The sequence below is a fragment of the Streptomyces phyllanthi genome (assembly GCF_009377205.1).
In the GTDB taxonomy this organism is placed as follows: domain Bacteria; phylum Actinomycetota; class Actinomycetes; order Streptomycetales; family Streptomycetaceae; genus Streptomyces; species Streptomyces phyllanthi.
This window is the reverse complement of the sequence record NZ_VJZE01000364.1, coordinates 1-9,615: the sequence shown is the minus strand read 5'-3', so window position 1 is coordinate 9,615 and position 9,615 is coordinate 1. Positions and strand designations below refer to the sequence as shown.

General features: G+C 70.3%; 9 protein-coding genes. 5 read left to right on the top strand and 4 right to left on the bottom strand.

Annotated elements, in window-relative coordinates; translation table 11 throughout:
- Positions 1 to 750, bottom strand: a 750-nt coding sequence (locus FNH04_RS34325; RefSeq protein ID WP_407704152.1) for a serine/threonine-protein kinase, incomplete at its 3' end; no start/stop codon positions are given.
- Between the two features lie 240 nt (positions 751 to 990).
- Here FNH04_RS34325 and FNH04_RS34320 point away from each other — a divergent pair.
- Positions 991 to 1,716, top strand: a complete 726-nt coding sequence (locus FNH04_RS34320) for a hypothetical protein (protein WP_152789758.1) — start codon at positions 991 to 993, stop codon at positions 1,714 to 1,716.
- A 99-nt stretch (positions 1,717 to 1,815) separates the two neighbouring features.
- Here the strand turns inward: FNH04_RS34320 and FNH04_RS34315 are convergent, their stop codons facing one another.
- The gene (locus tag FNH04_RS34315; protein ID WP_322724676.1) at positions 1,816 to 2,892 is read right to left on the bottom strand and encodes a serine/threonine-protein kinase; all 1,077 of its coding nucleotides are present in this window, start codon (positions 2,890 to 2,892) and stop codon (positions 1,816 to 1,818) included.
- A gap of 206 nt (positions 2,893 to 3,098) precedes the next feature.
- A complete protein-coding gene (locus FNH04_RS34310) occupies positions 3,099 to 3,683 on the bottom strand; it encodes a biotin transporter BioY (RefSeq protein ID WP_152789757.1) in 585 nt (194 codons plus the stop codon).
- Positions 3,684 to 4,124: 441 nt separating this feature from the next.
- Here FNH04_RS34310 and FNH04_RS34305 point away from each other — a divergent pair, with 441 nt between their 5' ends.
- From FNH04_RS34305 to FNH04_RS34295, 3 genes are all read left to right on the top strand, one after another.
- Positions 4,125 to 4,766, top strand: coding sequence for a superoxide dismutase (locus FNH04_RS34305; protein WP_152789756.1), 642 nt, complete (start codon positions 4,125 to 4,127; stop codon positions 4,764 to 4,766).
- Between the two features lie 308 nt (positions 4,767 to 5,074).
- Positions 5,075 to 5,308 carry a hypothetical protein gene (locus FNH04_RS34300; RefSeq protein WP_152789755.1) on the top strand — a complete coding sequence of 78 codons (234 nt, stop codon included), beginning with the start codon at positions 5,075 to 5,077 and terminating at the stop codon, positions 5,306 to 5,308.
- Between the two features lie 36 nt (positions 5,309 to 5,344).
- Positions 5,345 to 5,884 (top strand): DUF4240 domain-containing protein, encoded by a 540-nt coding sequence (locus tag FNH04_RS34295; RefSeq protein WP_152789754.1) that lies wholly within the window; start codon positions 5,345 to 5,347, stop codon positions 5,882 to 5,884.
- A gap of 30 nt (positions 5,885 to 5,914) precedes the next feature.
- On the opposite strand, the gene FNH04_RS34290 is transcribed toward FNH04_RS34295, so the two are convergent.
- Complete coding sequence (locus tag FNH04_RS34290; RefSeq protein ID WP_152789753.1) at positions 5,915 to 6,577, bottom strand: mycothiol-dependent nitroreductase Rv2466c family protein; 663 nt, start codon at positions 6,575 to 6,577, stop codon at positions 5,915 to 5,917.
- A gap of 323 nt (positions 6,578 to 6,900) precedes the next feature.
- On the opposite strand from FNH04_RS34290, the gene pepN reads away from it, so the two are divergent.
- Positions 6,901 to 9,489: an aminopeptidase N gene (pepN, locus tag FNH04_RS34285; protein ID WP_322724674.1), complete on the top strand. Its 2,589-nt coding sequence runs from the start codon at positions 6,901 to 6,903 to the stop codon at positions 9,487 to 9,489.
- The last annotated feature ends 126 nt before the right edge of the window (positions 9,490 to 9,615 follow it).

The following is a 9,615-nucleotide window of genomic DNA, read 5'->3' as shown; positions in this document are numbered from 1 at the left end:
CCCCGCGACCGGCCCGAGCGCCGCCGCCACCTCCCGCAGACCGGGACGCGCCCCCGGCTCCTTGTCGAGCAGGGCGGTCAGGGTTTCCCTCAGCTCCCCCGCGCCGGGCGGGATGTCCGGGTCCTCGTAGAGGACCGCGTGCAGCGTGGCCAGGGTCGTGGCGCGGGAGAACGGGGAGTGTCCGCCGAGGGCCGCGCACAGGGTCGCGCCCAGGGACCACAGGTCGGACGGCGGGCCCTGAGGGCGGCCGGAGACGCGTTCGGGGGCCATGTAGTCGGGGGAGCCGACGATCATCCCGACCATCGTCAGCGCCTCTGCGTTCTGGATGGCGGCGATGCCGAAGTCCGTGAGGACGACAAGGCTGTCGCCGCCGCGCTCGACGAGGACGTTGGCCGGTTTGATGTCGCGGTGCAGCACTCCCACGGCGTGCACCTGGCCCAGCGCCGCGACCAGTTCCAGACCGACGCGGGCGGTCTCGCGTACGTTCAGCGGTCCGTCCTCGACCATGATCCGTTCGAGGGAGCGGCCGTCGACGAGTTCCATGACGATCCACAGGCGCTCGCCCTCGTCCACGACGTCGTAGATCCGTACGACGTTGGGGTGGGCGATCCGCGCCGTGGCCCTGGCCTCCCGCAGGGTCCGCTGCCGACGGGTCCGGGTGTCCTCCGGGTCGAGGCCGTCTATGCGCATCTCCTTGACGGCCACCTGCCGATCGAGCATTTCGTCGGTGGCCCGCCACACCCGCCCCATTCCCCCTTGGCCAATGCTTTCGACCAGCCGGTAACGGCCTCTCACCAGCGATCCCGGAACACCGCCCGGTGCAATTTCCGGCACCCCCGTACCCCCTTCAACTGCCGCCACAGCAGAGACGTGAAGTAGCACACCGGCCACATTCTCGTGCCGGACCAGCATAGTGCGGAGAAATCTTGTGGTACCTCTTCAGTGACCGCGAATTCAGGCGCGGTCATGGGGGACCCAAGGGGGACGAACATGAGTTCTCGTCGCACGGCCACCATCGCGGGGGCGCTGCTCGCCGCATCCTTTTCGGCGGTGGCGATCTTCGCCGTCACTGCCGTCGCAGAGGACGAGGAGGGCATGAGCAGCAAGGGAGGAAAGGCCGTTGACAAAGCACCGGCGGGCGTCGAACTGATGACGCTGCTGCCCGAGAAGATCTCGGTCGACAACAGTTCGAAGGAAACGGCGATTACCGCCACCGTGAAAAATGGGGGAACCAAGGACAGCGGTGAAATCCGACTGCTTGTGGTCGGTTTCGACGGTCTCACCGTGAAGGGTGTGGAGGGTTGTTCGGAAATCCCCAAGAATGATCTGCCCGAGGGTTCGAACAGCGGTTTCAGCTGCGCCATCGACAATCTCGCGGCGGGCAAGTCGAAGTCGTACGACGTCGACGCGACCTTCGATGTGAAGAAGCAGGGCAGGATCTGCCTGCCCGTCCAGACCACCGACGGCGCCAAGACGTACTGGCAGCAGGGCCCGGTCCCGTTCGGCACGAACAACCCGTCGCCCAACGCCCCGACCACCCCGCTGCTCCTCGGTACCGACAACAGCCCGGTCACCCCGGGCGGTGACGAACTGCCCAGGACCGGGCCCGCCGACCAGGTCCTGCCGTACGGCGCGGTCGGCGCGGCGCTGATCTCGGCGGGGGCAGCAGGTCTGTGGTGGACGCACCGCCGGCCTCGGCAGCAGGAACAGCAGTAGTGGCAGTAGTGGCAGTACGGCCTTAAGAGTCGCCAACCGGTCAGTCGGTCAGTCAGTCGGTCGGTCAACGGTCGTGTGCGTACGGCGCCCCCGTCGAGATCAGCGCGGGGGCGTTGCCGTATCCCCGGACGGCGCGTTTCCGGATGGTGCGTTCCCGGACGGCGCGTTTCCGGACGGGGGTGGGCGGGACGTGCCCGCGACCGTCGGAGGCGGGTCGGTGTCCGGCAGGCGGGTCTCCCCGCCGGGGCGGATCGCGGTGGCGATCATCACGGCGGCCACCGCGGCGGTCACGATCAGCACGAGGGCGGTGAGCACCCGGGGCCGCCAGTCGGGCGGCTCCTCGTCCACGGGGTCCGGGGTGGCCAGGACGCGTGTCAGCTCGGCCACGATCTCGTCGAGGTCCGGCCGGTCCGCCGGCTCCCTGGCCAGCAGTCTTCGCAGCAGCGGGGTCAACGGGCAGCCGCGGCCGGGAAGTTCGGGCTCCTCGTACACGATCGCGAGGAGCGTCTCGGCGGTGGAGCCGCGGGCGAACGGGGAGCGGCCGGTGAGCGCCGTGCAGAGGGTGGCGCCAAGTGCCCAGAGGTCGGCGGCGGGACCGGTGGGGCGGCTGGTGGCGCGCTCCGGAGGGATGTACTCCGGGGAGCCGATGAGGACGCCGGCCCGGGTCAGGGCGCGGGCGTCATGCAGCGCGGCGATCCCGAAGTCGGTGAGGACGACCCGGCGCCCCGGGCCGAGGAGGACGTTGCCGGGCTTGATGTCGCGGTGCAGCACCCCGGCCGCGTGCACCCGGCGCAGCGCCTCGGCGAGGGCGAGCCCTACGCGGGCCGTCTCGCGCACACCCAGTGGCCCGTTCTCCACGACCACCTTCTCCAGGGAGGGCGCGTCGACGAACTCCATGACGATCCAGAGCCGGTCGTACTCCTCGGCCACGTCGTAGACCCGTACGACGCCCGGGTGGTCGATGCGCGCGCTGGCCCGGGCCTCGCGCAGCGCGCGCTCGCGCCGTGTGCGGGGGTCCTCCTCCTCGGCAGGTCCGTCGAGGCGCAGTTCCTTGACGGCGACGGGCCGGTCCAGCATCTCGTCGGCCGCACGCCACACCCGCCCCATGCCGCCCTGCCCGACAGGTTCCGCAAGGCGGTAGCGGCCCGCGACCCACATATGCGTCCCACCTCCCACCTTCAACTCCATTCCATGACAGCACAGTTCGCCCGTTTTCGGAGAGGCGTATACAGGGCGAGGTCGCGGCCGAGGGACCGGAGGCGGGGAGAGTGGAGCGGAGAAAACGGAGCAGGGAAGGCGGAGTCGGGAAGCCGGAAGGGCCCCGTGGCGCTGTGCCTCGGGGCCCTTCCAGAAGCCGGTGGCCGACAAGCCCGGCCGACCTCTTACTTGCGTCCGGCCAGCTTCCACGCCGCGGGCAGGACGCCCATCGCCAGCGCGGCCTTCAACGCGTCGCCGATCAGGAACGGGGTGAGGCCGGCCGCGATGGCCGCGGTCAGGGACATGTCCGCGGCGAAGGCCAGGTACGGCACGCCGATCGCGTAGATGATCGCCTCGCCGACGAGCATCGTGCCCGCCATGCGCGGCACCGAGCGGTCGCCGCCGCGCCGGGCCAGCGCGCCCACGACGGTGGCGGCGAGCAGCATGCCGAGGATGTAGCCGAAGGAGGGGGCGGTGTAGCCCGAGGTGCCGCCCGCGAACCACGGCATCCCGGCCATACCCGCCAGCGCGTACACCGCGAGCGAGAGGAAACCGCGGCCCGCGCCCAGTGCCGTACCCACCAGCAGCGCCGCGAAGGTCTGCCCGGTCACCGGCACCGGGGAGCCCGGCACGGGCACCGAGATCTGGGCGGCGAGCCCGGTGAGCGCGGCACCGCCGAGCACGAGCGCGATGTCACGGACGCGGGTGGCTGGGAGCAGATCGGCGAGGACTGCGCCGGGTCGGGCGGACGAGGCGGCGGCGGTGCTCATGATGGGGCTCACTCCGGCGGGGAGACGGTGGGGAACACGTTGACGCTATCCCAGGGCGCCGACGCCGTTCACCGTCAGCGCTCGACAAAGGGGAGAGCGCGCGCTTGATTCACTTCTCACAAAAGGTGCTGGCTACACCCGTGTTGAGGTGATACTGGTCACTGAGGTGGAGAGGCTTCGGCAAAGAGAGCAGGGTGGACCGGAACTGTGGAGTCCCACCAAACGAACACTCTCCGGCAGGATCCGCCGGACAGGCCCTGCACTTCCGGCCGTGGCCGCCCGGGCACGGAACTCCTCGTCGCGTCGCCATGTCGACCTGCGGCGCCGGGCACGGCCGGGTGCGAGGGCCCTTTCGCATGCGCCGGGCATGCCCTTCCACTCTCCTGCTGATACTGTGCACTTGCAAGTTATTTGCAATAAGAGTCGGAGGGGACCCCAGCCATGCCCGTCTACACGCTCCCTGAACTGCCGTACGACTACTCCGCGCTCGCCCCCGTGATCAGCCCCGAGATCATCGAGCTGCACCACGACAAGCACCACGCGGCGTACGTGAAGGGTGCCAACGACACGCTGGAGCAGCTCGCGGAGGCGCGGGACAAGGAGACGTGGGGCGCGATCAACGGCCTGGAGAAGAACCTGGCCTTCCATCTCTCGGGGCACGTCCTGCACTCGATCTACTGGCAGAACATGACCGGTGACGGCGGCGGTGAGCCGCTGGCGGCGGACGGTGCGGGCGAGCTGGCCGACGCGATCGCCGAGTCCTTCGGCTCGTTCGCGCACTTCAAGGCCCAGCTGTCGAAGGCGTCGGCCACGACCCAGGGCTCCGGCTGGGGTGTGCTGGCGTACGAACCGCTGAGCGGGCGCCTGATCGTCGAGCAGGTGTACGACCATCAGGGCAACGTCGGCCAGGGTTCGACCCCGATCCTCGTCTTCGACGCCTGGGAGCACGCGTTCTACCTCCAGTACAGGAACCAGAAGGTCGACTTCATCGAGGCCATGTGGCAGGTCGTCAACTGGCAGGATGTCGCCCGGCGTTACGCGGCGGCCAGGTCCCGCGCGGACGTATTGCTGCTCGCCCCCTGAGACAGACAGGAGACGTCCTGCTCGTGATCGTCTTCTCACCGCTCATCGGGCAGGCGGAGGAAAGGAGAACCCCCGCGAGGACGTGACTCGCGGGGGTTCTCCCCACCCCGGAAACCCAGCACCCTGACTCACGGCGCCCCGGCTCCCCGGCTCCCCGGAAACCTGACGCCCTGAAACCCGGCGGCTCGGACCCTCCGCATCCGGGAAACCCTGCGGTTCGGGAACCCTCCGGCTCGGTTTTCTCCCATTCGGGCGACTTCCGCCACCGGAGACTTCCGGTACGGCGGGCTCCGGGCCATGGTGGCGGGATGCCGACAGAGAAGCGCCTGACCTGCCAGACGTGCCGAGCCGAGGAGAAGCACGAGCCGCTGACCACGAACGAGAGGACATGGCTCCGGGAACAGCTCGGCAATCCGGTCAGCGACAACTACTTCAAGTGCGTCAACGTCCGGCCCGACGGGAAGGTCTGCCTCAATCTCCGTACCCACGGGCACGAGAAGCACTTCAGGCTCACCAAGCGACTGCCCGACGACCTCGAGTGAGCCGCGTTGTCAGACCCTCGTGCCACTCTTCCCTCCATGGACACCACGGCGTTCTGGACCCTGGTCGACGACGCCCGCCGCCAGGTCGCCGACCCCACGGACGGCGAGACGGTCGCCGAGCGGGCCACCGCCCTGCTGGCCACCCGGCCCGCCGCGGAGATCGTCTCCGCGGACCGGGCCTTCTGGGGCCTGATGGCCGATTCGTACCGCGCTCCGCTGTGGGCGGCGGCGTACACGATCAACGGCGGCTGCTCGGACGACGGTTTCGACTACTTCCGGGGCTGGCTCATACTCCAGGGCCGGGAGGTCTTCGAGCGTGCCGTGGCCGACCCGGACACGCTGGCCGAGCTGCCCCAGGTGCGGGAGGCGGCAGAGGAGTGGGACGAGATGGACTGCGAGCGCGCCCTCGCGATCGCCTGGGACGCCTATCGCAAGGCGACGGGAGAGGACCTGCCGCCCGACGCCTTCACGGTCCGCTACCCGAAGCTGGACCCGGACTGGGCCTTCGACTTCGAGGAGCGGTGCGACGAGGTGGCGCGCCGGCTGCCGCGCCTGGCCGCGTTGTACGCGGACTGAGAGGCAGCCGGGGCGCCATGGCGCCGCGGGTCAGAGGTTGCTGAAGTCCGGGCCCTGTGTGCGGCTGCGCTTGATCTCGTAGAAGCCCGGGACCGAGGCGACCAGGAGGGTGCCGTCCCAGAGCCTGGCCGCATCCTCGCCCTTGGGGGCGGGGGTGACGACGGGGCCGAAGAAGGCGATCTGCTCGCCGTCGGCACCGGGGACCGCGATGACCGGCGTGCCGACCTCCTGGCCGACCTTGTCGATGCCCTCCTTGTGGGAGGCGCGCAGTTCGGGCTCGTACGGGGTCGAGTCCCAGTGATCCATGAGGGACTCGGGCAGACCGACGTCCTTCAGGGCCCGGGCCACGACCTCCTTCTCGATGCCCTCGCCCTGGTTGTGGACGCGGGTGCCGAGCGCGGTGTAGAGGTCGCCGAGCACCTCCGCGCCGTGCTCCTGCTGTGCGGCTATGACCACCCGTACCGGGCCCCACGCCTTGGTCGCGAGCATCTCGCGGTACTCCTCGGGAAGTTCGTCCAGCTTGTCCTCGTTCAGGACGGCGAGACTCATCAGGTGCCAGCGGACCTCGATGTCCCGGACCTTCTCCACCTCCAGCACCCACCGCGAGGTCATCCAGGCCCACGGGCACAGCGGGTCGAACCAGAAGTCGACGGGGGTCTTGCCGGAGGTCGACGCGGGAGTCTGCTCGGACATGGCTCTCCTAGACGAGGGCGGTCGTTTCCCGTGGGCAACACCGGCACCCGCCCGCACCATTCCCGCACCCCGTCGGCACCTCCGACGACACCCCGCCTGTACACCTCCGACGACACCCCGCCTGTACCTCCGACGACACCTCCGCCGGTGCCGTTCCCGTACCCGAGCCGACACCGCACCCGCGCCCTTCCCGCCCCGTTTTCCATGCTCTTGACGGGCTTTCCCCTGCCGCTCCCTCGGCCCGTTCCGATGGGCGGCCTCCGGAGCGCATGGCAGGATCGGCCTGTCCGCATGCCGAACACCACCCTGAGGGAGTGCCCCCCGTGCCCGGTGAGAATCTGTCCCGCGACGAGGCCCAGGAACGGGCCGCACTGCTGTCCGTCGACGGGTACGAGGTGTCGCTCGACCTGCGGTCCGCCGTCGGTGATTCCGGCAGCGGCGCCGGCGGAGCGCCGCGCACCTTCCGCTCGGTGACCACGATCCGGTTCCGCTGCGCCGACCCGGGCGCCACCAGCTTCGCCGACCTGGTCGCGCCGAGCGTCACCGCGGTCTCCCTCAACGGCAGGGACCTGGACCCGAGCGAGGTCTTCGACGGCACGCGGATCGCCCTGGAGGACCTGGCGGCCGACAACGAACTCGTCGTCGACGCCCAGTGCGCGTACTCCCGCACCGGCGAGGGGCTGCACCGCTTCGTCGACCCCGAGGACGGCGAGGTCTACCTCTACACGCAGTACGAGCCGGCCGACTCCCGCCGTGTGTTCGCGAACTTCGAGCAGCCGGACCTCAAGGCCCCCTTCCGGTTCGAGGTGCGGGCGCCGGAGGGCTGGACGGTCTGGAGCAACGGGGCCGGCGAACAGCACGACGGGGTGTGGCGGTTCGCGGAGACCAAGCCGATCTCCACCTACATCACGGCGGTGGTGGCGGGGCCGTACCACTACGTCACGGACACCTACGAGCGGACCTTCGGGGACGGTACGCGGCTGGAGATCCCCCTCGGCGCCATGTGCCGCAAGGGCCTCGCCCCCTACTTCGACGCGGACGACGTCTTCCTGGTCACCAAGCAGGGCCTGGACTTCTTCCACGACCACTTCGACTACCCGTACCCCTTCGGGAAGTACGACCAGGCCTTCGTGCCCGAGTACAACCTCGGCGCGATGGAGAACCCGGGACTCGTCACCTTCCGCGAGGAGTTCATCTTCCGGGGCAAGGTGACGCGGGCGTCGTACGAGCGGCGGGCGAACGTCGTGCTGCACGAGATGGCGCACATGTGGTTCGGCGACCTCGTCACCATGGTGTGGTGGGACGACCTGTGGCTCAAGGAGTCCTTCGCCGACTTCATGGGCTCGTTCTCGATGGTCGAGGCGACCCGGTTCACCAACGGCTGGATCACCTTCGCCAACAACCGCAAGGCGTGGGCGTACCGCGCCGACCAGCTGCCCTCGACGCACCCCGTCACCGCTGACATCCGTGACCTGGAGGACGCGAAGCTCAACTTCGACGGCATCACGTACGCCAAGGGCGCCTCCGTGCTGAAGCAGCTCGTCGCGTACGTCGGCCGCGATGCCTTCCTGGAGGGCGCGCGGCGGTACTTCAAGCGGAACGCCTACGGCAACACGCGTCTCGGTGACCTGCTGTCGGTGCTGGAGGAGACGTCCGGGCGCGACATGGCCGCCTGGTCGCGGGCGTGGCTGCAGACCGCCGGGGTCAACTCGCTCACGCCGCAGGTGCTGCTGGACGGCGAGGGCCGGGTCGGCGAGCTGGCGATCGTGCAGGACGCCCCGGAGTCGCACCCGGAGCTGCGGCCGCACCGGGTGGCGGTCGGGCTGTACCGGCGGGCGGCCGGGGGCGCTCTGGAGCGGTACGCGCGCGCGGAGGTGGATGTCGACGGCCCGCGCACGGTCGTGGGCGAGCTGGCGGGCGAGGCGGCCCCCGAGCTGGTGCTGGTCAACGACGAGGACCTCACCTACTGCAAGATCCGCTTCGACGAGAACTCGCTGGCGACGCTCCGCGCCCACCTGGGGGACATGACCGATCCCCTGGCGCGGGCGCTGTGCTGGTCGGCGCTGTGGAACCTGACGCGGGACGCGATCATGCCGGCGCGGGACTTCGTGGACCTGGTGCTGCGGTTCGCCGGGCGCGAGTCCGACATCGGTGTGCTCCAGATGCTGCACGCATGGGCCGACTCGGCGCTGACGTACTACGCGGCGCCCGAGTGGCGCGAGGAGGGCGGCCGGCTGCTGGCGGCGGGGGCCGTACGGGAACTGCGCTCGGCCGAGCCCGGCAGCCAGCACCAGCTCACCTGGGCACGCTTCGTGGCGGCCGTCGCCTCGCAGCCGGCCGAACTCCAGCTGCTCCAGGGTCTGCTGGAGGGTACGGCCAAGATCGACGGGCTGGAGGTGGACCAGGAGCTGCGCTGGGCGTTCCTGCAGCCGCTGGCCGCGCACGGGGTGGCCGACGAGTCGGCGCTCACGGCCGAACTGGCCCGCGACGACACGGCGTCCGGCAAGCGGCACCAGGTCCGCTGTCTGGCCGCCCGCCCCTCGGCCGCGGTGAAGGCGCAGGCGTGGGCGTCGGTGGTCGAGTCGGACGCGCTGTCCAACGCCCTCGTCGAGGCGACGATCACGGGCTTCGCCCAGCCGTCCCAGCGGGAGCTGACGGCGCCGTACGCGGAGAAGTACTTCGAGGTGATCGAACGGGTCTGGGCCGAGCGCTCGATCCAGATCGGTATGGACGTGGTGAGGGGCCTGTTCCCGTCGGAGCAGGACTCGCAGGCCACGCTGGACGCCACGGACGTCTGGCTGTCGGCCCACGAGGACGCGCCGCCGGCGCTGCGGAGACTCGTACTCGAGGCACGCGACGACCTGGCGCGGACGCTTCGGGGGCAGGCGTGTGACGCGGCGGCGGCGAAGTAGCGGGCCGCTCCACGAGAACGGGGAACGGAAACGCGGGACCGCGGGACCGCAGGAACGCGGGACCGCAGGAACGCGGGACCGCAGGAACGCGGGACCGCAGGAACGCGGGGGGGGGCAGGAAAGCGG

Excerpts from the sequence above, each read along its gene's own strand:
- FNH04_RS34320 (WP_152789758.1), top strand. The coding sequence starts at position 991 with ATGAGTTCTCGTCGCACGGCCACCATCGCGGGGGCGCTGCTCGCCGCA.
- FNH04_RS34310 (WP_152789757.1), bottom strand. The coding sequence starts at position 3,683 with ATGAGCACCGCCGCCGCCTCGTCCGCCCGACCCGGCGCAGTCCTCGCC.
- FNH04_RS34305 (WP_152789756.1), top strand. The coding sequence starts at position 4,125 with ATGCCCGTCTACACGCTCCCTGAACTGCCGTACGACTACTCCGCGCTC.
- FNH04_RS34300 (WP_152789755.1), top strand. The coding sequence starts at position 5,075 with ATGCCGACAGAGAAGCGCCTGACCTGCCAGACGTGCCGAGCCGAGGAG.
- FNH04_RS34295 (WP_152789754.1), top strand. The coding sequence starts at position 5,345 with ATGGACACCACGGCGTTCTGGACCCTGGTCGACGACGCCCGCCGCCAG.
- FNH04_RS34290 (WP_152789753.1), bottom strand. The coding sequence starts at position 6,577 with ATGTCCGAGCAGACTCCCGCGTCGACCTCCGGCAAGACCCCCGTCGAC.